Here is a 26,139-nt window from a genome sequence, read left to right as displayed (position 1 = left end):
CGGGCGGCGTCGGCGGTGCGTGGGAGGATGCCGCCGTGCCAGTGGACTTCACCGCGATCGACTTCGAGACCGCCAACGGATCCAGTGCCTCGGCGTGTTCGATCGGGCTCGTGAAGGTGCGCGACGGGCGCGTGGTAGACCGGGCGCACTGGCTGCTGCGGCCCCCGTTCCCGCACGACGAGTTCAACGAGTGGAACGTGCGCATCCACGGCATCACCCCCGACATGGTCGCCGGCGCCCCCGGCTGGGACGCGCGCGCGGCCGACTTCGCCGCGTTCGCCGAGGCCGACTGGCTCGTCGCGCACAACGCCGGCTTCGACACCCGGGTGCTCGCGGCGATCAGCGAGGCCTGGTCGCTCGAGGTGCCGAGCCACCGGTACCTGTGCAGCCTCAGCGTCGCGCGCCGCACCTACCGCCTCGATTCGTACCGGCTGCCGATCGCGGCGTGGGCGGCCGGGTTCGACGACTTCGCGCACCACAACGCGGTGGCCGACGCCGAGGCGTGCGCGGCGATCGTGGTGCACGCGGCCGGCCGGCACGGCGTCGACGACCTGGCCGCTCTCGCTCAGGCGACCGGTGTGCGGCCCGGCGCGCTCGGACGGGCGGTGGTACCGGCCACGCCCGCAGTAGCGGCTTCCGCCGCCGATCCGCTGGTCGAGTAGCGCCCCACCCTCCGCTGGTCGAGGAGCACCCGACCCGCCCGTCAGCCAGCCGTCCGATGTCGGCGGGTCTTGCGACACTCGTCGTATGGAGATCCTGCTGCTGATCATCGGCCTCGTCGTGGGCGGTGCGCTCGGTGCGCTCACCGCGTGGTTCGTCGGTGCTCGTCGTGCCGACGCCGGGGCGGGCGCGCCCGGCGAAGACCCCGCGCTGGTCGCGGCCCGTCACGAGCGCGAGCTGCTCGAGGTGCGCGCCGAGGCGCAGGCGGCCCTGGCGCGGGCCCGGGCCGACGAGCAGCGGGTGCAGGGCGAGCTGCGAGCCGAGCTGTCAGCGGTCGAGGCGACGGCCGTCGGGCTGCGCGAGCAGGTGCTCGCCGCACAGCAGCAGTACCGCGAGCTGGTCGAGCGGCAGCGTGCCGATCAGGCCGCGCGCGAACAGCGCGAACTCGCCGAGAGCAAGGTGTTGCAGGCACTCGCCCCGGTGAAGCAGACGATCTCCGACATGCAGGCGAAGGTCACGCAGCTCGAGCAGCAGCGCCACCTGCAGCATGGCGAGCTGAGCCAGCAGCTCAAGATCGCCGCCGAGAACGAAGAGCGGCTGCGCTCGACGGCTGAGACCCTCGCCTCGGCCCTGCGTTCGAACAGCACGCGCGGAGTCTGGGGTGAGACGCAGCTGCGCAGCGTCGTCGAGGCGGCCGGGCTCATCGAGCGGGTCGACTTCGATACGCAGCGCTCGATCACGACCGACTCGGGTGCCGGCCGGCCCGACATGGTCATCCACCTGCCCGGTGGCAAGCACATCGCCGTCGACGCGAAGGTGCCGTTCAACGCGTACCTCGAGGCGAGCCAGATCCCGCCGACTGCGACGGGCACCGAGGGCGCGCAGCGCGAGAGCCTCATGAAGGGCCACGTGAGGGCGGTGCGCGACCACATCACCGCGCTCGGCTCGAAGACCTACTGGGAGGGGCTGGGCGCCTCCCCCGAGATGGTGATCGCGTTCATCCCGAGCGAGTCGCTCATCTCGAGCGCGCTCGAGGCCGATCCGGCCCTGCTCGAGTTCGCGTTCTCGAAGCGTGTCGCCCTCGCGTCGCCGGTCACGCTGTGGTCGGTGCTGAAGACGGTCGCGTTCTCGTGGCAGCAAGACGTGCTCACGAACGAGGCGAAGACCCTCTTCGACCTCAGTCGCGAGCTGTATTCGCGCCTGTCGACGACAGCGGGGCAGCTTGAGAAGCTCGGTCGCACGATCGAGCGCACCGTGAAGGACTACAACGCGTTCGTCGGGTCGCTCGAGTCTCGGGTGCTGCCCACGGCGCGCAAGCTCAGCGCCCTCGACGAGACGAAGGTCTTCGCCACCCTCGAGGGCATCGACGAGAGCCCGCGCGAGCTCACTGCGTACGAGTTCACAACCGCGATCGCGGCCGAGTCGACCGATCGCGCCGAGCTCGAATCGGTGGTCGACGCCGAGATCGACGCGGCCGACGTGGCGGAGCCAGCCGACGACGAGGTGTCGCTCGACTCCGACCCCGCGCTCGAACTCGACGTGCTGCCCGGCACCGAGCACCTCGTCGCCGACATCGACCCCGACATCCGGCGCAGCGCCGACGCCTGAGTAGCACGGTCGCCTTCCACGCCGACCGCAAACCAGCACCCCGACGCCTGAACCAGCGCCCGCGCGTGAGCCAACCCGATCGCCTGATTCAACCCCGACCCGCACACCACCGCCCGATCGGGTGAGTCAGCACCATCGCCCGATTCTGCGCCGACGGGTGTTTCAGTCGGCCGAGCGAGGTCGCCCTACGGCGTCGGCCCTGCGCCCGGTGAACTTCAGCGGCCGCGCGGCCACGGCTTCGTTCGTCACCACGAGTTCGGCCGGAGCCTCGATTCGCAGCCGCGACGAGGCGTCGGCGAATCGCAGTCGTTTCGCCTCGCGCACGCCGATCTCCTCGCGCAGCACGCGCTCGCGGGCCTCGCGTCCGTCGGGCGCCGAGAGCTCGTCGTCGATGCCGACGAATGTGTGACCGCGCACCGCACGCCCCGTCTCGGGGTCGTACAGCACGCTCAGCTGCTGCCGAGTCTCGACGGCTTCGCTGCTCGCTGTCTCATCGATCATCGTTCTGCCCTTCTCACCAGAAGTTCCGCGAGACTCGCCCACGCGCGTACGAGTTCATGACGAACATCCGCACGCTGACGCTCGTGACCTTGTCGCGGGCGATGATCGGCGGGCCATCGTCGCCGAAGTTCTCGACGCCGCTGCTGCTCACGATCTGCGAGACGCCGAACCGTGCGAACGTGCCGTCGTCATCGTCGATGCTGTTCACCGAGGTGAGTGCGACCTCGACCACCGTGCGACCGGGGTGCGTGACCTGGTACGTCCAGGTGTGGGTGTAGACGCCGCTGCTCGACGCCCACGGCGCGTTCAGTGTCTGGCCTTTCATGATTCGGGTCTACGCCGACCCCGCCGGTGCCGAATCAGTGCCCGCCCTGACCTCCCTCTCTCCCTGACCTCCCTCCCCCCCCCCCCCCCCCCCCCCCGCTCGCACGCCCTCCCGCCGAATGTTTCCGTTCGCACCGACCGTTCCCACCCGAACGGAAACACCGCGTGCAAACGGAAACACTCGGCGGCGGCAGTGCCGCCCGCGCGGGGCGGCACTGCCGCGCGCCGCGCGCGGAACGGTCACTCGCCCCGAGAGCGCTCGTCGGCCGGCAGCTCGAAGCGGGCGGCGGTCTCGGGGCCGGTCACGATCGTGGCATCCGTCCGCCCGTCGAGCGGGTGCGCGAGCTCGTCGCGCCCGAGCCGCGCGAACGCGAGTGTCGCGAGCGCGAGCAGCGGCGGCACGAGCCCCGCGAACAGGAACGCGGGAGCCAGCCCGACGGCCTCGCCGATCGGGCCGGCGATCGCCATCGACACCGGCATGAGCGCGAGCGACACGAAGAAGTCGAGGCTCGACACCCGCCCGAGCATGGCGGGCGGCACGCGCCGCTGCAGGAGCGTGCCCCAGAGCACCTGGGCCCAGTCGAACAGCACACCCACCACGAACAGCGCGGCGACCATCACCCAGAGCCACGACGTGAGCCCGACGAGCGCGAGCGGCAGGCAGCCGAACCCCCACGCCAGGATCATGAGCGTGAGGTATCGGCGCGGGATGCGCATCGACGCGGCAGTGAGCGAGCCGACCGCACCGCCGAACCCGAACGCGGCGAGCGCGAGAGCGAACGCCCCGGCGCCGCCGCCGGCCTGGTCTTTGACGGCGAACGGCAGCAGCACCTCGATCGGCCCCATGATGATGAGCACGAGCACGATCGAGAAGATGAGCGTCGCGAGCAGCCAGCGCGTCGAGGCGAGATAGGCGAAGCCGTCGCGCAGGTCGATGAAGGTCTGGCGCACCGGATGCACGACCACCTCGTCGGGGTCGCGCCGCACGGGCGTCGTGCGCATCGCGGCGAGCACCGTGACGGCCGCCGCCTGCAGCGCGCCGACGATCGCGAATGCGAGCCACGGGCCCTGCACGGCGATGAGCGCGCTCGCGAGTGCGGGCCCCGCCGCCTGCATCACCGCGGGCCGCAGCACGCCCTCGATGCCGTTCGCCGCCAGCAGCTGCTCGGCGGGCAGGATCGACGGCAGCCACGCCGAGTAGGCGGGGTAGAAGAACCCGTCGGCCACGCCGAGCACGAACGAGAGCACCGCGAGGTGCCACACCTCGATGACGCCGGTCGCGGCGAGCACCGCCGCAACCGCGAACGTGACACCGCGCACGAGCTCGACGGCGATGAGGATGCGCCGCTGCGGGATGCGGTCGGCGGCGACCCCGCCGAACAGTACGGCGATGACCAGCCCGAGGCTCGAGCCGACCGCCACGAGCGAGAGGTCGACCGGGGTGCCGCCGAGCTCGACGACCTGCCACACCGCGGCGACGAGCCAGGCCCCCGCCGACAGCAACGACGCGGCGAGCGCGCCGACGAGCAGCCGGTACTGCCCGAGCCGGAACGGCCGGAGGGCGCGCGGCAGGCTGTCGCTGCGGGTCATCCGTTCATCTTCGCCGAACCCTCCGACGCGCGCTCAGCGGCGAGCGCAGCGATGCGAGCGACGCCGCGGGTCAGAGGTATTCGGGATCGAGCCACTTCTCGACGAGGTGCTCGGCCTCGATACGCCGCAGGGTGCCCGACTTCGAGCGCAGCACGACCGACTCGGTGCGGATGATCGGCCCCTCGCGTTTCACCCCGTTCACGAGTGCGCCGTCGGTGACGCCGGTCGCGACGAAGAACGTGTTGTCGCCGCGCACCATGTCCTCGATGGAGAGCACGGCGTCGATGTCGAGGCCGGCGGCGAGCCCGCGCTCGCGCTCGGCGTCGTCCTTCGGCGCGAGTCGGCCCTGCATGAACCCGCCGAGCGCCTTCACCGCGCACGCGGTCGTGATGCCCTCGGGGCTGCCGCCGACACCGACGCACATGTCGATGCGGGTGCCGCGGCGCGCCGCGTTGATGCCGCCGGCGACATCGCCGTCGAGGATCAGCCGGGTGCCGGCGCCGGCGGCGCGGATGTCGGCGATGAGCTGCTCGTGCCGCGGCCGGTCGAGCACCGCGACCCGCATCTCGTCGACGTCCTTGCCGAGCGCCGCAGCGAGCGCGCGGATGTTGTCGCCGATCGGCCGCTCGATGTCGATGACGCCGTAGCCCTCGGGGCCGGTCACGATCTTGTCCATGTAGAACACGCTCGACGCGTCGAGCATGGTGCCCCGGTCGCTCACGGCCAGCACCGACAGCGCGTGCGAGCGCCCGGCGGCGGTGAGCGAGGTGCCGTCGATGGGGTCGACGGCGATGTCGCACGACGGCCCGCGGCCCGACCCGACGCGTTCGCCGTTGAACAGCATCGGCGCTTCGTCCTTCTCGCCCTCGCCGATGACGATCACCCCGTCGAAGTCGACGGTCGCGAGGAATGCGCGCATCGCGTCGACCGCGGCCTTGTCGGCGGCGTTCTTGTCGCCCTTGCCGATCCACGGCACGGCCCTGATGGCCGCGGCCTCGGTCGCGCGCACGAGTTCGAGTGCGAGGTTGCGGTCGGGGTGGTGGAACAGGGGGGCCGGTTCCTCGGCCTGGTCGGTGCGCATCGGCGGGCTCCTCCATCGGTCGGATGCTTCGAGCCTAACGAGCGGGTGTTCGGAATCGCCGGGGTTGACGGTGAACGGCGGTGAAAGATCCGCGGTTCTTTCGGCCTGGGCAAGGGGCCGGTCAGGATGCTGCGAACCCGTCGGTCACGACCCTCCGGTCGATCCACATCGCATGACCGGATGCCACGACCCACGACTCCACGGCGACGCCCTCGTCCACCCGCGCGGCACCGGTCAAGCGCACCGCACCGCCCGGGTCGACCTCGGTGACCGCCGAGAGCACGCACAACGCAGGCCCGCTGCACAGCCCGTCGAGCGTCAGCACCCGATCGAGGTCGACACCTGCGTCGAGGACCCGGCGCCGCTCGGCGTCGGACTGCGGCGCGGGTCGGGCCTGCATGGCGCCGCCGAGGGCGCGCACCGCCGCCGACACCAGCACGCCCTCGGGCGCTCCCCCGATGCCGACGAGCACGTCGAGATCGGTGCCGCGCTGGGCCGCCCGCAGGCTGCGTTCGACGTCGCCGTGCTCGAACGGCACGACCTCGGCGCCGGCCGCCCGCGCCGCCGCCGCGTAGCCCGCGTTGCGGGGGCGGTCCTGCACGGCGACCCGCACCGCGCCGGCGGGCACGCCGCGCTCGCGGGCGATCGCCGTGATCAGCTCGCTGAGCGGTCGGTCGAGGGCGGCGGCCGGATGCCACGACACGAGCTTCTCGAGGTAGTGCGCAGGCCCGAGATCGCAGAACGCCCCGCGCGGGGCGATCGACGCGACCGCCATCGCGCCGGGCCGGCCCGCTGCGGCGAGCCGCGTGCCGTCGACCGGGTCGACCGCGAGGTCGATCGCCGGCCCCTCCCCCGTGCCGAACCGCTCGCCCAGCGCCAGCATGGGCGCTTCGTCCTTCTCGCCCTCGCCGATGACGACCCGGCCGTCGCACGGGGCATCCGTCAACGCGAAGCGCATCGCTGCGACCGCCGCACCGTCGACCGCGTCCCCGTCGCCCGATCCGACCAGCGGCAGCGTGGCGGCCGCCGCGGCCGTGGTCGCGCGCAGCAGCGCCTCGACGAGCGCCGGGTCATCCATCACGCCGCCGGAACCACTCACCGCTCCATCCTGCCCTGCCTGCCCGTTCTCCGCCCGCCGCGGCGGCCCGCCCCACCCGGGCCGCCCGCCTCAACCCGCCCGGCCCGCGGAACCGAGCCGCGCTCGCAACCTCGGTAGACTCGTGCCGAATCCCACTCGATGCCAGAAGGAGCTTCCATGCCCATCGCCACTCCCGAGCAGTACGCCGAGATGCTCGACACCGCGAAGGCGAAGGGCTTCGCGTTCCCGGCGTTCAACGTCTCGAGCTCGCAGACGCTGAACGCGGTGCTGCAGGGCCTCACCGAGGCCGGCTCCGACGGCATCATCCAGGTCACGACCGGCGGCGCCGACTACTTCGCCGGGCACACCGTGAAGGCCCGCGCGACCGGTGCGCTCGCGTTCGCGAAGTTCGCCCACGAGGTGGCGAAGTCGTACCCGATCACGGTCGCGCTGCACACCGACCACTGCCCGAAGCCGGCGCTGGCCGACTTCGTGTTCCCGCTGCTCGAGGCATCCGAAGAGGCCGTGAAGGCCGGCGGCAACCCGATCTTCCAGTCCCACATGTGGGACGGCTCGGCAGTTCCCCTCACCGAGAACCTCGAGATCGCGAAAGAGATCCTGCCGCGCATGAAGGCGATCCACGCGATCCTCGAGGTCGAGATCGGCGTCGTCGGCGGCGAAGAAGACGGCGTGAAGCACGAGGGCTCGAACGAGGCGCTCTACACGACCCTCGAGGACGCGATCTCGACGGTCGAGGCGCTCGGCCTCGGCGAGCAGGGCCGCTACATGGCCGCCCTCACGTTCGGCAACGTGCACGGCGTCTACGCGCCCGGCAACGTCAAGCTGCGCCCGGCGCTGCTGAAGGAGATCCAGGACGGCCTGGCCGCGAAGTACGGCACCGGCCCGAAGCCGCTCGACCTCGTCTTCCACGGCGGCTCGGGCTCGACCGACGCCGAGATCGCCGAGGCGGTCGCGAACGGCGTCGTGAAGATGAACATCGACACCGACACCCAGTACGCGTTCACGCGCTCGATCGCGGGCTACATGTTCGACAACTACGACGGCGTGCTCAAGGTCGACGGCGGCGTCGGCAACAAGAAGGCCTACGATCCCCGCGCCTGGGGCAAGGTCGCCGAGTCGGCGATGGCGGTTCGCGTGGGCGAGTCGACGCGCCAGCTCGGTTCGGCCGGCCAGTCGATCACCGCGTAGGGGCACGGATGTCACAGGACGAGGCCGCTCGCACGCCAGACACTCCCGCGCCCGGCGGTGCGACGCCGCCGCCCGCGCCCGAGCCGGTCGACGAGCGGCCTCGTCCGCAGTTCGGCGAGTACGCGCCGCCCGGGTGGACATGGACTCCGCCCGAGGAGACCCGGCACGAGGCAGCGGCTCCTGCTGCCGCGGCGCCCGCGGTGTCAGGTGCGGCCGCGGCCGCGGCGCCTACTGCCGCCGGGCGCGCCGTACACCCCACCGATCGTGCCTGGACCATCGCCCTGCTCGCGTTCGGCGTGCTCGGCGTGATCTACAACAGCTTCTCGCTCGCGATCCTGCCCGACAGCGTCGTACGGTCGGCCCAGCTGTCGGCCGCGATGCTCGGCATGGACGCGCCGACCTCCTTCACGCCCGGCCCCGCAGTGCCCGCGCTCATCGCGATCGGCATCGCCCTGCAACTCGCGCTCTGGGTCGGCGCGCTGCTCTGGTCGCGCGCCCGCATGCGCGCGGGCCTGATCGCCTGGTGGGTGCCGCTCATCGCCGGCGTCGCCGCGTTCATCGTCGTCACGATCATCGGCATGCTCGTCTTCGCGAGCGACCCGGTGTTCTTCTCCGAGCTGACGACGCCGCGGCAGTAGGCGGGCGGCGTCTCAGTACCGCCCCACCATCCCAGCTCCGACGCACCACCCGACCGGCCCAGCTCCACCACCCCACGGGAACACTTTCGACCGCAGGGAGGACGTTCTCCGCAGAAGGTCCTCCCAATCCTCGAATGTGTTCCCGTGCCCGCGTGGCGCGGCGGGGCGCGCGGGGCGCCGCGCCGCGCCTTAGCTGGCCCCGCCCGTCAGCGACGTGAGACCGGTCGGCACCGCCGGCGTCGCCTCGTCGTCGTCGATCGGCGCGGCGAACTGGGCCTCGTACAAGCGCGCGTACGCCCCGCCCGCCTCGAGCAGCTGGGCGTGGGTGCCCTGCTCGACGATGGTGCCGTGCTCCATCACGATGATCAGGTCGGCGTCGCGGATCGTCGAGAGCCGATGCGCGATGACGAACGACGTGCGGTCGGCGCGCAGCGCGGTCATCGCCTGCTGCAGCAGCAGTTCGGTGCGGGTGTCGACCGATGAGGTCGCCTCGTCGAGGATGAGCACCGACGGGTCGGCGAGGAACGCGCGCGCGATGGTGATGAGCTGCTTCTCGCCGGCCGAGAGGTTGGATGCCTCGTCGTCGAGCACGGTGTCGTACCCGTCGGGCAGGGTGCGCACGAACCGGTCCACGTAGGTGGCGCGGGCCGCGGCGAGCAGCTCCTCGTCCGTGGCATCCGGCCGGCCGTAGCGGATGTTGTCGCGGATCGAGCCCGCGAACAGCCAGGTGTCCTGCAGCACCATGCCCATCCGCGAGCGCAGCGCGTCGCGCGTCATGTGGGTGATGTCGACGCCGTCGAGCGTGATGCGCCCGCTGTCGAGCTCGTAGAACCGCATGATGAGGTTCACGAGCGTGGTCTTGCCGGCGCCGGTCGGCCCGACGATCGCGATCGACTGCCCGGGCTCGGCGACCAGCGACAGGTGCTCGATCAACGGCTTCTCGGGGTCGTAGCTGAACGAGACGTCCTCGAATTCGAGGCGGCCCGTCGCCGCAGCGGGCCGCTCGGGCTCCACCGGGTCGGGCACCTCCTCGTCGGCGTCGAGCAGCTCGAACACGCGCTCGGCGCTCGCGACGCCCGACTGCAGCAGGTTCGCCATCGAGCCGAGCTGGCTGAGCGGCTGCGTGAACTGCCGCGAGTACTGGATGAACGCCTGCACATCGCCGAGCGAGATCGCCCCGCCGGCGACCATGAGCCCGCCGACGACGGCGATCGCGACGTAGACGAGGTTCCCGACGAACATCATCGCGGGCATGATGATGCCGCTCACGAACTGGGCGCCGAAGCTCGCGTTGTAGAGTTCGCCGTTCTCGACGTCGAACCGCTCGCCGACCTCCTTGCGGCGCCCGAACACGCGCACCAGCGCGTGGCCCGAGTACGACTCCTCGACCTGCGCGTTCAGCGTGCCGGTGCGCGCCCACTGCGCGACGAACAGCTTCTGCGACCGCTTGGCGATGACCGTGGTGATGATGATCGTGAGCGGGATGGTGACGAGGGCGATGAGCGCGAGCACCGGCGAGATGACGAACATCATGACGAGCACGCCGACGACGGTGAGCAGCGACGTGAGCAGCTGGCTCATCGTCTGCTGCAGGGTCTGCGAGATGTTGTCGATGTCGTTCGTGACGCGGGAGAGCAGTTCGCCGCGCTGCATCGTGTCGAAGTACGACAGCGGCAGCCGGTGCAGTTTCGTCTCGACGTCTTCGCGCAGGCGGTAGACGGTGCGCTGGGTGACGCCGTTCAGCACGTACCCCTGCGCCCAGCCGAACAGCGCTGCGACGATGTACAGCCCGAGCACCCATGCGAGCACGGTGCCGACGGCGGCGAAGTCGATGCCCTGGCCGGGGTGCAGGTTCATCGCCTGCACCATGTCGGCCTGCTGGTCGTTGCCCTGTGCGCGCAAGCCGTCGACGACCTGCTGCTTGGTGGCGCCTTCGGGCAGCTGCGCCGAGATGAACCCTTCGAAGATGAGGTTGGTCGCCTGGCCGAGGATCTTCGGCCCCAGCACCGAGAGCACGACGCTCACGACGCCGAGCAGGATGACCCACACGATCGCCGCGCGCTCGGGCACGAGCCGGCTGACGAGGCGCTTCGCGCTGGGCCCGAAGTTCTTCGATTTCTCGGCCGGCATGCCCATGCCGCCCATGGGGCCGCCGCCCATCGGGCCGCGGCGCACCGGCGGGCGGGTCGCGGCGGCCGGCTGCGCTCCGGTCGCGCCGGTGGACGGGCCGGATGCTCCGCCCTGCTGCTGCCCGGATGCTCCGCCCGGGTTCTGCTGCTCGCTCACGCGGCCGCCTCCTCTGCGCTCAGCTGGCTCTCGACGATCTCGGCGTATGCGGCCGAGCTGGCGATGAGCTCGTCGTGGGTTCCGCGGGCGGTGATGCGACCGTCCTCGACGAGGAGGATCTGGTCGGCATCGACGATGGTCGCGACCCGCTGGGCGACGACGAGCCGTGCCGCGTCGGCGACCTCGCGCGACAGCGCCCCGCGCAGCCTCGCGTCGGTCGCGGTGTCGAGCGCCGAGAACGAGTCGTCGAAGAGGTAGATCGGCGGGCGTTTCACGAGGGCTCTCGCGATCGAGAGCCGCTGTCGCTGGCCGCCCGAGACGTTGGTGCCGCCCTGTGCGATGGGTGCTTCGAGATCGCCCGGCATGGCGGCGACGAAGTCGCGGCCCTGGGCGATCTCGAGCGCGCGCCACAGCTCGTCGTCCGTGGCATCCGGGTCGCCGTATCGCAGCGTCGAGCCGACCGTGCCGGCGAAGAGGTACGGCTTCTGCGGCACGAGCGCGAGCTGCGAGTTCAGCACCTCGGGGTCGAGCTCGCGCACGTCGACCCCGCCGACGAGCACGCTGCCCGACGTGGCGTCGAAGAGCCGTGCGGCGAGGTTCACGATGGTCGTCTTGCCGGCGCCGGTGGAGCCGATGATCGCGGTCGTCTGGCCGGGGTGCACGGTGAAGCTGAGGTCGTGCAGCACCGGCGCCTCGGCTCCGGGGTACGAGAACGTGACGTCGCGGAACTCGATCGTGCCGGGCTCGGGCAGCTCGGTCACGCCGCCGACCGGCTCGACGACGCTGGGGGCGGTCGCGAGCACCTCGCCGATGCGGCCGGCCGACACCGCGGCCCGCGGCAGCAGGAACGCGAGCATCGTCGACATCATCACGGCCATCAGGATCTGGATGAGGTAGCTGAGGAACGCGGTGAGCGCGCCGATCTGCATCTCGCCCGCGTCGATGCGGAACGCGCCGAACCAGAGCACGGCGACGCTCGACGCGTTGAGCACGAGCATCACGATCGGGAACACGAGGGCGAACAGCCGCCCGGCCTTCAGCGCGGTGTCGGTGAGCGCCTCGTTCGCCTCGTCGAACCGCTCGGTCTCGACGCCCTCGCGCACGAACGCGCGCACGACCCGGATGCCGGTGAGCTGCTCGCGCAGCACCCGGTTCACGTTGTCGATCTTGCGCTGCATGCTGCGGAACAGCGGCACGAGCCGGCTGATGACGAGGCCGACCGCGATGAGCAGCACGGGCACGGCGACGACCATGATCCACGAGAGCACCACGTCTTCGCGCAGCGCCATCACGACGCCGAAGATCGCGATGATGGGCGCCGAGACGAGCATCGTGCAGCTCATCAGCACGAGCATCTGCACCTGCTGCACATCGTTCGTGGTGCGGGTGATGAGGCTCGGCGCGCCGAAGCGCGAGACCTCCTGCTCGCTGAAGTCGCCGACCTGCCGGAAGACCGCGCGGCGCACGTCGCGCCCGAACGCCATCGCCACGCGCGCACCGAACCAGACGGCAGCGATCGAGGCGGCGACCTGCAGCAGGGTGACCCCGAGCATCACGGCGCCGATCGACATGATGACACCGGTGTCGCCCTTCGCGACGCCGTCGTCGATGATGTCGGCGTTCAGGCTCGGCAGGAACAGCGAGGCGACCGCTTGGGCGCCTTGGAAGACGAGCACGCCGACCAGCAGCGGCCAGTACGGCCGGAGGTACCGGCGCAGCAGTTTCATGAGCATGTGGTCGACTCGCTTTCGGTGTGGCGTGCGATGCCGTGCACGACGAGGTGCGCGAGCTCGGCGGTGTCGAGGTCGAGATCGGCGGCCAGGTGCGGCATCGCCGACGAGAACGCGACCAGGCGGATGTATCCGAACACGCGTGCGGGCGGAATCCGCAGCCGTTCGAGGTCGGGGGCGAGCAGACGCTCGAAGATGCCGACGATGACCGCGATGTCGGGCGCGATCGGCGGCCGCTGTTTCACTCCGAGCGATGCGAACACGCCGAAGATGCCGCTGAACCGCTCGCGGAACCGTTCGAGCACGAGCTGCACCTTGAGCTCGAGCGGCAGCGTGGGGTCGATGGCACTGATGCCGGCGCGGAACGGCGCCGGGTCGAGGAACGCCTCGACGGCGGCGTCGATGATGGCGTCCTTGTCGGGGAAGACCCGGAACAGCGTGCCTTCGGCGACCCCGGATGCCTCGGCGATCTGCCGGGTCGTCACGTCGCCGCCGTGGGCGATGAGCAGGGGCACGGTGGCCCGCGCGATCGCAGCGCGGCGCTCTTCGACGGGCAGGGGCTTCGCGCGTGGCATCCGCTCGGTCGCTGCAGCACTCACGAGGGGCGATGCTACGCCTGAGTGAGCGCTCACTCCACTCGGCGCCGTTCGCTCTGAGCGAACGAATCCGAACCGCGGCTCAGGCCGTGGTCGCCGTGCGGCTGCGCCCGCCGAGCGCGCGCGCGTCGCGGTTGCCCGCGAGGTCGCGGCGCAGCTCTTTCGGCAGCGAGAACATGAGGTCTTCTTCGGCCGTCTTGACCTCGGAGACGTCGCCGTAGCCCGCATCGGCGAGTTCGATCAGCACCTCTTGTACGAGGCCCTCGGGCACGGATGCCCCGCTCGTGACGCCGACCGTCGACACCCCGTCGAGCCACTCCTGGCGGATCTCGGTCGAGTAGTCGACCCGGTAGGCCGCCTTCGCACCGTTCTCGAGGGCGACCTCGACGAGCCGCACGCTGTTCGACGAGTTCGCCGACCCGACGACGATCACGAGCTCGGCCTCTTGGGCGACCTTCTTGATCGCGACCTGGCGGTTCTGGGTGGCGTAGCAGATGTCGTCGCTGGGCGGGTCCTGCAGGGCCGGGAACCGCTCGCGCAGCCGCCGCACGGTCTCCATCGTCTCGTCGACGCTCAGCGTCGTCTGCGAGAGCCAGACCACCTTCTCGGGGTCGCGCACCTCGATGTTCGGCACGTCGTCGGGGCTGTTCACGAGCGTCACGTGATCGGGCGCCTCGCCGGCCGTGCCCTCGACCTCTTCGTGCCCCTCGTGGCCGATGAGCAGGATCTCGAAGTCGTCGCGCGCGAACCGCACCGCCTCGCGGTGCACCTTGGTGACGAGCGGGCAGGTCGCGTCGATCGCGTGCAGGCCGCGGTCGGCGGCCGCGTGCACGACCGCGGGCGAGACGCCGTGCGCGCTGAACACGACGTGGGCGCCCTCGGGCACCGCGTCGACCTCGTCGACGAACACCGCGCCCTGCTGCTCGAGCTCGGCGACGACGTGCTTGTTGTGCACGATCTCCTTGCGCACGTACACCGGCGAGCCGTAGTGCTCGAGGGCCTTCTCGACCGCGATCACGGCGCGGTCGACGCCCGCGCAGTACCCGCGAGGAGCCGCGAGCAGCACCCGCTTGGGTCGGGGGGTCGGGTTATCCTTGAGCCGGCCGCGCACGCTCGGGATCCTCGGCATGCCGAGGCCGATCCGCGGGGCATCCGTCGTGCTCGTCACGATGCCCATCCTACGCGGCGCACCCCGACGGGCGGCTGGGAGCGGGCATGGCCGACGGCGCCAACACGCGTGAGACGCCGTGGTCGGTGGCGACCGTCTCGACCAAGATCAAAGAGTGGATCGACCGGCTCGGCATGATCTGGGTCGAGGGCGAGATCACCCAGTGGGGCGGCTCGAACGGCAACACCTACGGCAAGCTCAAAGACTGCGACGCCGACGTGACGGTGTCGTTCACGATGTGGTCGTCGGTGCGCGCGAAGCTGCCCGAGCAGTTCGCGCAGGGCGACCGCGTGATCGCGCTCATGAAGCCGAACTGGTGGGTGAAGGGCGGCACCCTCTCGATGCAGGTCTACGACCTGCGCCATGTGGGCCTCGGCGACCTGCTCGAGCGCATCGAGCGGCTGCGGCGGCAGCTCGCTGCCGAGGGGCTGTTCGCGCCCGACCGCAAGCGGCGGCTGCCGTTCCTGCCCGCGGTCGTCGGGCTCGTCACCGCGCGCGACTCCGACGCCGAGCACGACGTGCGCCGCAACGCGACGCTGCGCTGGCCCGCGGTGGAGTTCCGTGCCGCCTATGCCTCGGTGCAGGGCGATCGCGCTGTACCCGAGGTGGTCGCGGCGATCCAGCGGCTCGACGCCGACCCCGAGGTGGAGGTCATCATCGTCGCCCGCGGCGGCGGCGACTTCCAGAACCTGCTCGCCTTCAGCGACGAGCGCGTCGTGCGCGCGGCCGCGGCGGCGACCACGCCCATCGTCAGCGCGATCGGCCACGAGGCCGATCGGCCGCTGCTCGACGAGGTCGCCGACCTGCGCGCCTCCACCCCGACGGATGCCGCGAAGCGCGTCGTCCCCGACGTCGGCGAAGAACTCGCCCGCGTCGAACAGGTGCGCGCGCGACTCGGCATGCGCATGACGTCGCTCCTCACCCGCGAGGTCGACCGCATCGGCCACCTGCGGGCACGACCCGTCCTGGCCGACGGGCGCTGGATCATCGACCGCCGCGCCGAAGAGCTCACCCGCTGGGTCGCCCGCGGCAGCGAGCTGGCCGACCGGGTCGTCGAACGGCAGGCGTCGCGGGTGGCCGAGCTCCGCGGGCATCTGCGCGCGCTCTCGCCGCAGGCGACCCTCGACCGCGGGTACGCCATCGTGCAGGGCCCCGACGGGCACGTCGTGCGCGCGGCCGCACAGGCGCCCGCGGGCACCGCGCTCACCGTCACCCTCGCCGAGGGCGCACTCGCGGCCGAGTCGCGGGGCGCCGCACCGCACCCGGCCGAGCCGGCGCCGCCCGCGCAGCCCGCCGAGCCCGCAACTCCCGCCGAATAGAATGGCAGCCATGCCCTCCCTCCCCGACGTCTCCGAGCTGAGCTACGAGCAGGCGCGCGACGAACTCGTGCAGGTCGTCGCCGAGCTCGAGCAGGGGTCGGCGACCCTCGAGCAGTCGCTCGCCCTGTGGGAGCGCGGCGAGGCCCTCGCCGCCCGTTGCGAGGAATGGCTCGTCGGCGCGAAGGCCCGGCTCGACCGAGCGCGCGCGGCGCGCACCGCCGGCACCGACTCGGCCGAGGCATCCTGATGGCCGCCCAGCGCGCGCCGCGCGTCGTCGCCGAGCTCGGCCGGCCAGAGACCCCCGAAGAGACCGCGGCTCGCAAGGCCGCGAACTCGAAGCGGCACCGGCAGAACCAGACCACCCTGAACCTCATCTTCGCGCTCATCGCGAGCCTCGTCGTGGTGCTCGTCATCGTGCTGCTCGTGCCGCGCAGCGACACTCCCATCGAGCGCGACGTCGACGTGTCCGCGATCGCCGAGCAGGCGCAGGTCGGTGCTTCGGCGCCGCTCGTGGTTCCCGAACTGCCCGACGGCTGGCGCCCGAACGCCGCCGAGATCCGCACCGGCTCCGACGACATCACCGCCTGGTACGTCGGCATGCTCACCCCGGGCGATGAGTATCTCGGCATGTACCAGGGCTTCGACGCGAACGACACCTGGGTCGCCTCGCTGCTCGCCCGCACGCTCGCGACCGGCGTCGTCGAGATCGACGGCGTCGAGTGGACGGTGTACGACAACCGCGAGTCGGGCGACGACGTCGGCAATGCGCGGTACGGTCTCGTGACGACCTCGAACGACACGACGTTCGTGCTGCTGGGCACGGCATCGCCAGAGGAGTTCGCCACGTTCGCCACCGCGATCACCCCCACCATCCAGGCGCAGTAGCCGCACGTCCTGCGCCGCGAGAGGAGCCACCGTGACCGAGGCTGTCGACGCGCACCAGTCCTCCCCGTCGTCCCCGCGCCCGTCCTCATCCGAGACCCCGGCCGAGGCGTGGCGTGCGCTGCGCCGCGGCAACGAGCGGTTCATCGCGGGCACGCCCGAGCACCCCCGCCAAGACGTCGAGCGGCGCACGTCGCTGGCGAACACGCAGACCCCGCGGGTCGCGATCTTCGGGTGCAGCGACTCGCGCCTGGCCGCCGAGATCATCTTCGACGTCGGCCTGGGCGACGCATTCGTGGTGCGCAACGCGGGCCAGGTCGCCACCGATTCGGCGCTCGCTTCGCTCGAGTACGCGGTCGGCATCCTCAACGTGCCGCTCATCCTCGTGCTCGGGCACGACGCCTGCGGTGCGGTGCGCGCTGCGATCGACTCGCAGGCGGCCGATGCCGCTCCCCTGCCGAAGCACATCGGCGACCTCGTCTCGAGCATCGTGCCCGCCGTGCGCAAGGTCGCCGGGGTCGACGACGACGAGCCGGTCGTGCCCGGCGACGTCGATGCGGGGTACGTCGGCCGCGAGCACCTGCGCAACACCGTCCAGGAGCTCATCGAGCGCAGCGAGATGATCAGCGACGCGATCGCAGCGGGTACGCTGGCTGTGGTCGGCGCGAACTACCGCCTCGTCGAGGGCCGTGCCGAGACCGACGTCGTCGTCGGCCGCATCTGAGTCTTCATCTCCGCCGCACCTCGGTCGAGGCATCCGGCCCTCGCCGATCGAGCGCCGACGCAGCGAATCACAGCGAAGGGAACACCGTGGCCGACAACGCCGCCGACTACCGCATCGAACACGACACGATGGGCGAGGTGCGGGTGCCCGCATCGGCCCTGTACCGCGCGCAGACCCAGCGCGCCGTCGAGAACTTCCCGATCTCGGGCAAGGGCCTCGAGCCCGCGCAGATCGCGGCGCTCGCGCGCATCAAGAAGGCCGCCGCGCAGGCGAACGCGCAGCTCGGCGTGCTCGACAGCGACATCGCCGACGCGATCGTGGCCGCCGCCGACGAGGTCATCGCCGGCCGTCACGGGTTCGTCGAGCACTTCCCGGTCGACACCTACCAGACCGGGTCGGGCACTTCGTCGAACATGAACATGAACGAGGTGCTCGCCACCGTCGCCACGCAGAAGCTCGGCCGCGACGTGCACCCGAACGACCACGTCAACGCGTCGCAGTCGTCCAACGACGTGTTCCCGACCTCGGTGCACATCGCCGTGACGGCCGCGCTCATCGACGACCTCATCCCCGCGCTCGACCACCTCGCCGTCGCCCTCGAGGCGAAGGCCGAGGCGTGGGCCGATGTCGTGAAGTCGGGGCGCACCCACCTGATGGATGCCACCCCCGTCACCCTCGGCCAGGAGTTCGGCGGCTACGCCCGTCAGGTGCGCCTCGGCATCGAGCGCGTGCGCACTGCGCTCCCCCGCGTCGCCGAGGTGCCGCTCGGCGGCACCGCCGTCGGCACCGGCATCAACACGCCGGCCGGGTTCCCGCAGCTGGTCATCGAACTGCTGCAGCGCGAGACCGAGTTGCCGATCACCGAGGCCGCCGACCACTTCGAGGCGCAGGCGAACCGCGACGGACTCGTCGATGCATCCGGCGCCCTGCGCACCATCGCCGTGAGCCTCACCAAGATCTGCAACGACCTGCGCTGGATGGGCTCGGGCCCGAACACCGGGCTCGGCGAGATCTTCATCCCCGACCTGCAGCCCGGCTCGTCGATCATGCCGGGCAAGGTGAACCCGGTCATCCCAGAGGCCGTGCTCATGGTCGCCGCGCGCGTCATCGGCAACGACGCGACGGTCGCGTGGGCCGGGGCATCCGGGTCGTTCGAGCTGAACGTGCAGATCCCGGTGATGGGCACCGCGCTGCTCGAGTCGATCCGCCTGCTGTCGAACGCCTCGCGCGTGCTCGCCGACAAGACCGTCGACGGCCTCGAGGCGAACCTCGACCGGCTCACTGCGCTGGCCGGCATGTCGCCGTCGATCGTGACGCCGCTCAACAAGCTCATCGGCTACGAGGCTGCGGCGAAGATCGCCAAGCACTCGGTCAAGCAGGGCGTCACGGTGCGCGAGGCGGTCATCGACCTCGGCTACGTCGAGCGCGGCGAGCTGACCGAAGAGCAGCTCGACCGTGCGCTCGACCTGCTCGCGATGACGCGGCCGCCGCAGGCGAAGTAGGTCGCTCGACGACACCGGATGCCTCGTGCCGCACTGTGCGGCACGAGGCATCCGTCGTCTCACACGCGGCTCACGCGCCGGCCGGCACGATGTTGTGGTTCGAGCGGAAGAGGTTGTCGGCGTCGTACCGACGCTTCACCTCGGCGAGCCGCTGCAACGTCGCGGCGGGGTACGCCGCGGCGGCGCCGTCGGGATCGTCGCCGATGAAGTTGACGTACGACGCCCCGGCGATGCCGAGCCCGTCGGCGGTGCCGGCGATCCAGTCCCGCCCGTCGGGGCCGGCGGGATCGGGCTGCATGCCGACGACCGTCGCCATGAGCGCTCGGTCGCGGTGTGCGAACGCCGTGGCGTCGGCGCCGATGCGCGCGATCGCGCCGCCCATCACGCGCACGTTGACGACCGCGGCCGGCGTCGGCGCCGCGGCGACCGCCTCGAGCGCGGTCGACGCCCACTCGAGGTCGAGCTCGTCGCGGAACCCGGTGCGCGTCGTCGCGCGCAGGCCCTGCACCTCGGGCCCGGCGAACAGCTCGGGGTAGGACTGCGCCCGCACGAGGTCGGCGATCGGCGTGCCGGCGGCGCGGATCGGCGCGAGCACCGCATCGGCGTCGTCGGGGGCGCCCGAGAAGCAGACGAGCGCGGCCACGATGGGCCGGCCGTGCACCTCGGCGGGCAGGAACGGCGCGGGCGGCGCCTTCATCGCGTTCACCATGATCGAGAGGGTGTCGGGCGCGTTCCGGCCCGCATCCACGACTGCCGCGAGCGTCGCGGGCGACCTCTCGAAGGCGATGAATCCGCCGACGACGGTCCCGACCGGCCGCAGCCGGAACTCGAGCGACGTCACGACGCCGAAGTTGCCGCCGCCGCCGCGCACCGCCCAGAACAGGTCGTCGTGCTCGTCGGCGCTCGCACGCACCACGCTGCCGTCGGCGAGCACGAGCTCGGCGGCGAGCAGATTGTCGATGGTGAGCCCGTCGCGACGGCTGAGGTGGCCGATGCCGCCGCCCAGGGTGAGGCCCGCCAGCCCGACGCTGCCGGTGTCGCCGAACCCGGTGGCGAGCCCGACGGCTCCGGCTGCCGCGGTGTAGGCGCCGGCCGTCGCGCCGCCGCCCGCGCGCCCGATGCGCGCGTCGGCGTCGAGGTCGACCGTGTCGAGCAGTCTGGTGTCGAGCACGAGGCCGCCGGCGACGCTCGACCGGAGGTGGTAGGCGTGGCCGCCGCTGCGGACGGCGAACGGGATGCCGGTCTCGGCCGCGGCGCGCACGACCTCGGCGGTCTCGGCGGCGGTGCGCGGGCGTGCGATCAGGGCGGGGGTGCGGTCGCCGCCGGCGAACACGGTCGCGGCGAGCGCGCCGAGTTGCGGGTTCGTCGGGGTGATGAGGCGGTCGCCGAGGACCGGCGCGAGGCGCTCGGCGAGGGATGGTGCGGTGGTGTCGAGGCGGGTCATCCGTCTGTTCCTTCCGTGTCGTCCGCACAACGTTAGACATCGAATGATTCGACATCAAATGTTTTTGCATCGAATGGTCTAGGCTCCCCATATGAAGACCCGAGGCGCCCGACCGATCGGCATGTCGTTGTGGGAGACCACGCACGTGGTGTACCGCGAGTTCGAACGCATGCTCGCCGCGCACGGCCTCAACCGCGCCACCTGGTTCATCCTCCTCGCCCTCGACGAGGCCGTGCACCCCACCCAGCGCGAGGTCGCCCGCGCGGTCGGCATCAGCGATGCGACGCTCACCCACCACGTGCGCAACCTCGAGGACGCCGGGCTCGTGCACCGCACCCGCGACCCCGACGACCGCCGGGTGCAGTGCATCGAGCTGACCGACGAGGGCCGTGCCGCGTTCGCCCGCATCCACGACGACGCGATGGCCTTCGACCGCCGGATGCGCGCCGTCCTCGGACCCGAGACCACCGCCGCGCTCCTCGGCGCCCTCGACACGCTCACCACCGAATTCGCGCGCCCCGGCGACAGCACCCCCATTCCCCGGGCGTAGGTTGGAGGCATGGGTCACGGAGGCATCCCGGTCACGTCCGCAACCGAACTCGAACAGCTGATCGGCAGCCCCCTGCCGGCCGCCCGCAACAAGACCCGCCACCGACTGCATCCGATCGATCGGCAGTGGCTCGAGGCATCCCCGCTGTGCTTCGTCGCGACCGCCGATGCCCAGGGCAACGCGGATGTCTCCCCCAAGGGCGACCCCGACGGCAGCCTCGCCCTCGTGCTCGACGACACGACGATCGCGCTCGCCGAGCGGCCCGGCAACCGGCGCGCCGACGGATTCCACAACCTGCTCGAGAACCCCCACATCGGGCTGGTGTTCGTGATCCCGGGCCGCGGCGACACGCTGCGCATCAACGGCCGCGCCCGCGTGCTGCGCGACGCGCCCTACGCCGACCGGTTCGAGGTGCGCGGCCACGTGCCCCACCTCGTCGTCGAGGTCGCCGTCGACGAGGTGTTCTTCCACTGCTCGAAGGCGTTCCTGCGCTCGAAGACGTGGGAGCCCGACACCTGGACCCCCGACGCCGCACCCCGCCGCGCCGTCATCGCCCAGACCCTCGAACGCCCCGACGACGACCTCGCCGCGCTCGAGGCCTACTACGGCCCGTCGTACGACGCCAAGCTCTACGGCTGAGCGCCGACCGGCGCAGCGCACCGGCCGGGCCCGGCCGCGCCCCTACGCCAGCTCCGCCCCGTCGAGCAGTTCGCTCACGAGCGCCGCGATCGCGCTGCGCTCGCTGCGGGTGAGCGTGATGTGCGCGAACAGCGCATGCCCCTTCAGCGTCTCGATGACGGATGCCACGCCGTCGTGCCGCCCCACCCGCAGGTTGTCGCGCTGCGCCACATCGTGGGTGAGCACGACCCGCGAGTTCTGCCCGATGCGGCTGAGCACCGTGAGCAGCACGTTGCGCTCGAGCGACTGGGCTTCGTCGACGATCACGAACGCATCGTGCAGCGACCGGCCGCGGATGTGCGTGAGCGGCAGCACCTCGAGGATGCCCCGGTCGACGACCTCGTCGAGCACGTTGTCGCTGACCACCGAGCCGAGGGTGTCGAACACGGCCTGCGCCCACGGGTTCATCTTCTCGCCCTGGTCGCCGGGCAGATACCCGAGCTCCTGCCCGCCGACGGCGTAGAGCGGGCGGAACACCATGATCTTCTTGTGCTGGCGCCGCTCGAGCACGGCTTCGAGTCCGGCGCACAGCGCAAGCGCCGACTTGCCGGTACCGGCACGGCCGCCGAGCGACAGGATGCCGATCTCGGGGTCGAGCAGCAGGTCGATCGCGAGCCGCTGCTCGGCCGACCGACCGTGCAGCCCGAACACGTCGCGGTCGCCGCGCACCAGCCGTACCTCGCGCGGCCCGACGACCCGCGCGAGCGCCGACCCGCGGTCGGAGTGGATCACCAGCCCCGTGTTCACCGGGTACGCCTCGACCTCGGCGGTCTCGAGCCGCTCGTGCTCGTAGAGCTTCGCCATGTCGTTCGACCCGAGCGCAAGCTCGGCCATGCCCGTCCACCCGCTGTCGATCGCGAGCTCGGCTCGGTACTCCTCGGCGTCGACGCCGATCGCGGCCGCCTTCACCCGCAGCGGCAGGTCTTTCGACACGATCGTGACCGGCACGCCGTCGTTCTGCAGGTTGGCCGCACACGCCAGGATGCGCGAGTCGTTGTCGCCGAGCTGCAGGCCGCTCGGCAGCACCGACGGGCTCGAGTGGTTGAGCTCGACCCGCAGCGACCCGCCGTCGTCGCCGACGGGGATCGGGAAGTCGAGCCGCTCGTGCGTCACGCGCAGGTCGTCGAGGATCCGCAGCGCGGCCCGGGCGAAGTACCCGATCTCGGGGTCGTTGCGCTTGGACTCGAGTTCGGTGATCACCACCACGGGCAGCACGACCGGATGCTCCGCGAAGCGGAACAGCGCCCGGGGATCCGACAGGAGCACGGAGGTGTCGAGCACGTAGGTGCGTTCGGCCTGCTCCACGACGGCATCGGATGCCTCGGAGACGACGACGCGGGGCCGCGCAGCTGCGCTCCCCGCGTTCCGACCGACGGCCTTCGACGACTCAAGTGAGGTCACAGTCGCTCCTGACCCCGAGCGGAATCCCGCTCGGCTCTCGCGCCCGGTCGGACCTCTCGTTCGAGCGGTTCGACCCGGCTCGATCGGACACCTTGCCCGATGCCGCAGACGTTACGACCAGCCGCCGACATCCGCCGCACCGACACGCGTCGGCGAGCGAGTCGTTCACATGGTGTTCACACGAGCCCGGCAGTGCGGAGCATCCGACCGCCCGTCGCCGGGGCCCCTGATCGGTTCGCCCGGTCAGTACGTCGCCGCGCTCCCGTACGAGACGAACGCCGCGCGCAGCATGTCGAGCGTCTCGGTCGAGGTCGCCGAGTGCACGCTGAGGCGCACCGTGCCGAGCCGGGTCGATGCGGTCACGCCGTGATTGTGCAGCGAGGCGCTGAGCACCGTCACCTGGTCGGCCGGCGGCTCGAGCACGACGATGCCCGCACGCTCGCGCTCGTCGCGCGAGGACGCGACCGGGATCGCGAACTCATCCGCGAGCTCGATCGCCGCGCTCACGTTCTCGGCGACCGCCGCGTTGATGGTCTCGACCCCCGTGGCGGCGATCTCCTCGAGCGTCGCGGCGAACCGGGCCTCGGCGATCGGGTCGGGGTTGGTCACGCGGTAGGCGCGCGCGTCGGGTGCCGGCGGCGGCACGTGGCCCCACGGCTCGGCCTCCTCGGTTGCCGAGAACCCCGAGAACACGGGCGTCAGCCGTTCGAGGGCGCGATCGCTGAGCGCCATGAACCCCGTGCCCCATCCGGCCCGGCACCACTTCTGCCCGCCCGAGACGACGACGTCGGCGGTCTCCCACGGGGCATCCACCACGCCGAAGCCCTGGATCGCGTCGACGATGAGCAGCCGGTCGCCGATCACCTGCCGGATTCCCTCGAGGTCGCACAGGTACCCGGTGCGCGAGTCGACGAGACTCACCGCGACGGCGGCGACGTTGTGCTCGAGCTGCTCTCTGATTCCGCCCGGCGTGACCTTGCCGTGGTCGGTCTCGAGCCAGAGCGGCTGCACCGCGTGCAGCGCCTCCTGGGCGCGCACCGCAGCGATCGGGATGCTCGGGAACTCGTCGGCGGACAGCAGCACCGTGCCGGTCAGCCCGAACATCGCGTGCATGAGCCCCTGCGTGGTGTTCGGCTGCGCGACGACCCGGTCGGCCGGCACCCCGGTGAGCGCAGCGACCGCGTCGCGCAAGCGTGCGTCTTGCTCGTTGATCGCGTCGAGGCTGCCGTGGCGCGCACGCTGCAGCACCTGGGTGAAGGCGAGGGTCTCCTCGGCCGCGACGGTCGCCAACGGACCGACCCGTCCGTAGTCGAGGTACCCGGGCTCATCGGTGAATCCGGCGTTGAATGCGTCGAGCGTCACGGCGTTCGTCCTCCTCGTGGCTCATCATGGCAGATCGCGGATGCCGCGGATCACCCCTTGCGGCACCCGTGATCAGGGGGCACAGCGGCCCGCATGCGGCGCGCGGGGCGCGGCGCTACCCGCCGAAGCGCCGGTGCCGGTTCGTGTAGTCGCGCAGCGCCCGCAGGAAGTCGACGCGCCGCAGGTCGGGGCCGAGCGCCTCGACGAAGTAGAACTCGCTGTGCGCCGACTGCCAGAGCATGAAGTCGCTGAGCCGTTGCTCGCCGGACGTGCGGATGACCAGGTCGGGGTCGGGCTGGCCGCCCGTGTACAGGTGCTCTCCGATGAGGTCGGGCGTGAGCCGCTCGGCCAGGTCTTCAAGGCTGCGTCCCTCGGCGTGGTGGGAGGCGACGATGGCGCGCATCGCGTCGGTGATCTCGGTGCGCCCGCCGTAGCCGACCGCGAGGTTGACGTGCAGGCCTGGCTTGTCGGCGGTGCGGTGCTCGGCTGCGTCGAGGGCGGCCACGAGCGGTGCGGGCAGCCCGGCGTCGCTGCCGACGTGCTGCACCCGCCAGTCGCGGTAGTGGCTGAGCTCCTCGGCGAGGTCGGCGATGATCTCGAACAGGTCGCTGAGCTCGGCGTTCTCGCGGTTCACCAGGTTGTCGCTCGAGAGCAGGTAGAGGGTGACGACCTGGATGCCGAGGTCATCGCACCACTCGAGGAACTCGCGCATCTTCGCCGCGCCCGCACGGTGCCCGTGCGACACCGAATCGTATCCGAGCTGCTTCGCCCAGCGCCGATTGCCGTCGATGATCATCGCGACGTGGCGAGGCAGCCCCGCGGTGTCGAGACCACGCCGGAGCCGCTGCTCGTAGACGCGGTAGAGGATGCCTCGACCCGAGTTCGGTCGATCGCTGTGCTGCACGCTCCTACGGTACCGCCCGGTGAGATCGGCGCACTCACAGCATGACGGCACGACCACGCCCTACGCTTGGCGCATGACCCCGAAGCGCCAGCGTGATTCCGCGGACTCCGCGGACTTCGCAGACGAGCTCACCCGCCCGGTCGCCCCCGAAGACCCCGACGATCGTGCCGTCGCGCGCGACGAGCACGGGCCCGATCTACCGAACATCCCGCTGCTGGATGCGTCGATCTCCGACCCGGCCGAGCTGAAGCCGACGTGGCGCGGCTGGATCCATGCGGGCACGTTCCCGGTGACGATCGCAGCCGGCATCGTGCTGATCGCGCTCGCCGAGGGCCCGTGGGCGAAGTGGGCGAGCGCGGTATTCACGCTCACGTCGATGCTGCTGTTCGGCAACTCGGCGCTCTACCACCGGTTCAACTGGAAGCCGCGCACCAAGGTGATCCTGAAGCGCGTCGACCACGCGAACATCTTCCTGCTCATCGCGGGCACCTACACGCCGCTCGCCCTGCTCGCACTGCCCCCCGAGAAGGGCTTCGTGCTGCTCGCCTTCGTCTGGGGCGGGGCGTTGCTCGGCATCGGCTTCCGGGTCTTCTGGATCCACGCACCGCGCTGGCTGTACGTGCCGATCTACCTGCTGCTCGGCTGGGCTGCGGTCATGTACCTGGGCGATCTGCTCGAGGCGAGCATCGCGATGATGGTGCTCGTCATCGTCGGCGGTGTGCTGTACACGATCGGCGCCATCGTCTATGCGGTGAAGAAGCCGAACCCGTGGCCCGGCCACTTCGGCTTCCACGAGATCTTCCACGTCTGCACGGTGCTCGCGTTCCTCTGCCACTGGACGGCGACCCTGCTCATCGCCCTCTCCCCCGCGTACCACGCGGTCGCCTGACGCGGGACGGATCGG

At 71.4% G+C, this 26,139-nt stretch carries 25 protein-coding genes; 12 read left to right on the top strand and 13 right to left on the bottom strand.

Annotated elements, in window-relative coordinates:
* Nucleotides 1-35: 35 nt before the first annotated feature.
* Both FLP10_RS14420 and FLP10_RS14415 read left to right on the top strand, forming a co-directional pair.
* Nucleotides 36-662: an exonuclease domain-containing protein gene (locus FLP10_RS14420; RefSeq protein WP_149161504.1), complete on the top strand. Its 627-nt coding sequence runs from the start codon at nt 36-38 to the stop codon at nt 660-662.
* Nucleotides 663-747: 85 nt separating this feature from the next.
* Complete coding sequence (locus FLP10_RS14415) at nt 748-2,268, top strand: DNA recombination protein RmuC (RefSeq protein ID WP_149161503.1); 1,521 nt, start codon at nt 748-750, stop codon at nt 2,266-2,268.
* Between the two features lie 162 nt (nt 2,269-2,430).
* Here the strand turns inward: FLP10_RS14415 and FLP10_RS14410 are convergent, their stop codons facing one another.
* From FLP10_RS14410 to FLP10_RS14390, 5 genes are all read right to left on the bottom strand, one after another.
* Nucleotides 2,431-2,769 carry a hypothetical protein gene (locus FLP10_RS14410; protein WP_149161502.1) on the bottom strand — a complete coding sequence of 113 codons (339 nt, stop codon included), beginning with the start codon at nt 2,767-2,769 and terminating at the stop codon, nt 2,431-2,433.
* 13 nt (nt 2,770-2,782) lie between these two features.
* On the bottom strand, nt 2,783-3,094 hold the full coding sequence (locus tag FLP10_RS14405) for a hypothetical protein (RefSeq protein WP_149161501.1): 312 nt from the start codon (nt 3,092-3,094) through the stop codon (nt 2,783-2,785).
* Nucleotides 3,095-3,333: 239 nt separating this feature from the next.
* Nucleotides 3,334-4,683, bottom strand: a complete 1,350-nt coding sequence (locus FLP10_RS14400; RefSeq protein ID WP_149161500.1) for an MFS transporter — start codon at nt 4,681-4,683, stop codon at nt 3,334-3,336.
* A 70-nt stretch (nt 4,684-4,753) separates the two neighbouring features.
* Nucleotides 4,754-5,764: a class II fructose-bisphosphatase gene (gene glpX, locus FLP10_RS14395; protein WP_149161499.1), complete on the bottom strand. Its 1,011-nt coding sequence runs from the start codon at nt 5,762-5,764 to the stop codon at nt 4,754-4,756.
* A gap of 121 nt (nt 5,765-5,885) precedes the next feature.
* The gene (locus FLP10_RS14390; protein WP_149161498.1) at nt 5,886-6,863 is read right to left on the bottom strand and encodes a fructose-bisphosphatase class II; all 978 of its coding nucleotides are present in this window, start codon (nt 6,861-6,863) and stop codon (nt 5,886-5,888) included.
* A 156-nt stretch (nt 6,864-7,019) separates the two neighbouring features.
* Here FLP10_RS14390 and fbaA point away from each other — a divergent pair, with 156 nt between their 5' ends.
* Both fbaA and FLP10_RS14380 read left to right on the top strand, forming a co-directional pair.
* Entirely contained in the window at nt 7,020-8,051 is a 1,032-nt protein-coding gene (fbaA, locus tag FLP10_RS14385; RefSeq protein ID WP_149161497.1) for a class II fructose-bisphosphate aldolase, read from the top strand.
* An 8-nt stretch (nt 8,052-8,059) separates the two neighbouring features.
* Nucleotides 8,060-8,689, top strand: coding sequence for a DUF6264 family protein (locus FLP10_RS14380; RefSeq protein WP_149161496.1), 630 nt, complete (start codon nt 8,060-8,062; stop codon nt 8,687-8,689).
* 189 nt (nt 8,690-8,878) lie between these two features.
* Here FLP10_RS14380 and FLP10_RS14375 read toward each other — a convergent pair whose 3' ends face one another.
* The 4 genes from FLP10_RS14375 to FLP10_RS14360 all read right to left on the bottom strand — a co-directional run bounded on the left by FLP10_RS14375 (nt 8,879) and on the right by FLP10_RS14360 (nt 14,430).
* Nucleotides 8,879-10,849, bottom strand: a complete 1,971-nt coding sequence (locus FLP10_RS14375) for an ABC transporter ATP-binding protein (protein ID WP_149162274.1) — start codon at nt 10,847-10,849, stop codon at nt 8,879-8,881.
* 122 nt (nt 10,850-10,971) lie between these two features.
* Nucleotides 10,972-12,708 (bottom strand): ABC transporter ATP-binding protein, encoded by a 1,737-nt coding sequence (locus FLP10_RS14370; protein ID WP_149161495.1) that lies wholly within the window; start codon nt 12,706-12,708, stop codon nt 10,972-10,974.
* A complete protein-coding gene (locus tag FLP10_RS14365; protein ID WP_149161494.1) occupies nt 12,699-13,304 on the bottom strand; it encodes a TetR/AcrR family transcriptional regulator in 606 nt (201 codons plus the stop codon). Before FLP10_RS14365 ends, FLP10_RS14370 begins: the two co-directional genes overlap by 10 nt.
* Before the next feature lie 79 nt (nt 13,305-13,383).
* Entirely contained in the window at nt 13,384-14,430 is a 1,047-nt protein-coding gene (locus tag FLP10_RS14360) for a 4-hydroxy-3-methylbut-2-enyl diphosphate reductase (protein ID WP_149162273.1), read from the bottom strand.
* A gap of 86 nt (nt 14,431-14,516) precedes the next feature.
* On the opposite strand from FLP10_RS14360, the gene xseA reads away from it, so the two are divergent.
* The 5 genes from xseA (at nt 14,517) to FLP10_RS14335 (ending at nt 18,896) form a co-directional block, all read left to right on the top strand.
* Nucleotides 14,517-15,788, top strand: coding sequence for an exodeoxyribonuclease VII large subunit (gene xseA / locus FLP10_RS14355; protein WP_149161493.1), 1,272 nt, complete (start codon nt 14,517-14,519; stop codon nt 15,786-15,788).
* A gap of 1 nt (nt 15,789) precedes the next feature.
* A complete protein-coding gene (locus FLP10_RS14350) occupies nt 15,790-16,035 on the top strand; it encodes an exodeoxyribonuclease VII small subunit (protein WP_149161492.1) in 246 nt (81 codons plus the stop codon).
* Entirely contained in the window at nt 16,035-16,673 is a 639-nt protein-coding gene (locus FLP10_RS14345) for a DUF4245 domain-containing protein (protein ID WP_149161491.1), read from the top strand. The genes FLP10_RS14350 and FLP10_RS14345 overlap by 1 nt, the downstream gene beginning before the upstream one ends.
* A gap of 31 nt (nt 16,674-16,704) precedes the next feature.
* Entirely contained in the window at nt 16,705-17,394 is a 690-nt protein-coding gene (locus FLP10_RS14340; RefSeq protein WP_210418411.1) for a carbonic anhydrase, read from the top strand.
* An 86-nt stretch (nt 17,395-17,480) separates the two neighbouring features.
* Nucleotides 17,481-18,896 (top strand): class II fumarate hydratase, encoded by a 1,416-nt coding sequence (locus FLP10_RS14335; RefSeq protein ID WP_149161490.1) that lies wholly within the window; start codon nt 17,481-17,483, stop codon nt 18,894-18,896.
* A gap of 70 nt (nt 18,897-18,966) precedes the next feature.
* Here FLP10_RS14335 and FLP10_RS14330 read toward each other — a convergent pair whose 3' ends face one another.
* The gene (locus tag FLP10_RS14330) at nt 18,967-20,340 is read right to left on the bottom strand and encodes an FAD-binding oxidoreductase (protein WP_149161489.1); all 1,374 of its coding nucleotides are present in this window, start codon (nt 20,338-20,340) and stop codon (nt 18,967-18,969) included.
* Between the two features lie 91 nt (nt 20,341-20,431).
* On the opposite strand from FLP10_RS14330, the gene FLP10_RS14325 reads away from it, so the two are divergent.
* Both FLP10_RS14325 and FLP10_RS14320 read left to right on the top strand, forming a co-directional pair.
* Nucleotides 20,432-20,890 carry a MarR family winged helix-turn-helix transcriptional regulator gene (locus FLP10_RS14325; protein WP_149161488.1) on the top strand — a complete coding sequence of 153 codons (459 nt, stop codon included), beginning with the start codon at nt 20,432-20,434 and terminating at the stop codon, nt 20,888-20,890.
* 9 nt (nt 20,891-20,899) lie between these two features.
* Nucleotides 20,900-21,529 (top strand): MSMEG_1061 family FMN-dependent PPOX-type flavoprotein, encoded by a 630-nt coding sequence (locus tag FLP10_RS14320; protein WP_149161487.1) that lies wholly within the window; start codon nt 20,900-20,902, stop codon nt 21,527-21,529.
* Between the two features lie 42 nt (nt 21,530-21,571).
* On the opposite strand, the gene phoH2 is transcribed toward FLP10_RS14320, so the two are convergent.
* The 3 genes from phoH2 to FLP10_RS14305 form a co-directional block, all read right to left on the bottom strand.
* Nucleotides 21,572-22,873 (bottom strand): RNA 5'-3' helicase PhoH2, encoded by a 1,302-nt coding sequence (gene phoH2, locus FLP10_RS14315; protein ID WP_246150398.1) that lies wholly within the window; start codon nt 22,871-22,873, stop codon nt 21,572-21,574.
* 339 nt (nt 22,874-23,212) lie between these two features.
* Nucleotides 23,213-24,331, bottom strand: coding sequence for an aminotransferase class V-fold PLP-dependent enzyme (locus tag FLP10_RS14310; protein WP_149161486.1), 1,119 nt, complete (start codon nt 24,329-24,331; stop codon nt 23,213-23,215).
* A 115-nt stretch (nt 24,332-24,446) separates the two neighbouring features.
* Nucleotides 24,447-25,235: an isoprenyl transferase gene (locus FLP10_RS14305; protein WP_149161485.1), complete on the bottom strand. Its 789-nt coding sequence runs from the start codon at nt 25,233-25,235 to the stop codon at nt 24,447-24,449.
* Between the two features lie 73 nt (nt 25,236-25,308).
* Between FLP10_RS14305 and trhA the strand changes: the two genes are divergently transcribed.
* Nucleotides 25,309-26,124 carry a PAQR family membrane homeostasis protein TrhA gene (gene trhA / locus FLP10_RS14300; RefSeq protein WP_149161484.1) on the top strand — a complete coding sequence of 272 codons (816 nt, stop codon included), beginning with the start codon at nt 25,309-25,311 and terminating at the stop codon, nt 26,122-26,124.
* Nucleotides 26,125-26,139: the final 15 nt, after the last annotated feature.

The sequence above is a fragment of the Agromyces intestinalis genome, assembly GCF_008365295.1.
Taxonomy (GTDB): Bacteria; Actinomycetota; Actinomycetes; order Actinomycetales; family Microbacteriaceae; genus Agromyces; species Agromyces intestinalis.
Note: the sequence above shows the minus strand (reverse complement) of the source record. Positions and strands in the feature narration are given on the sequence as shown.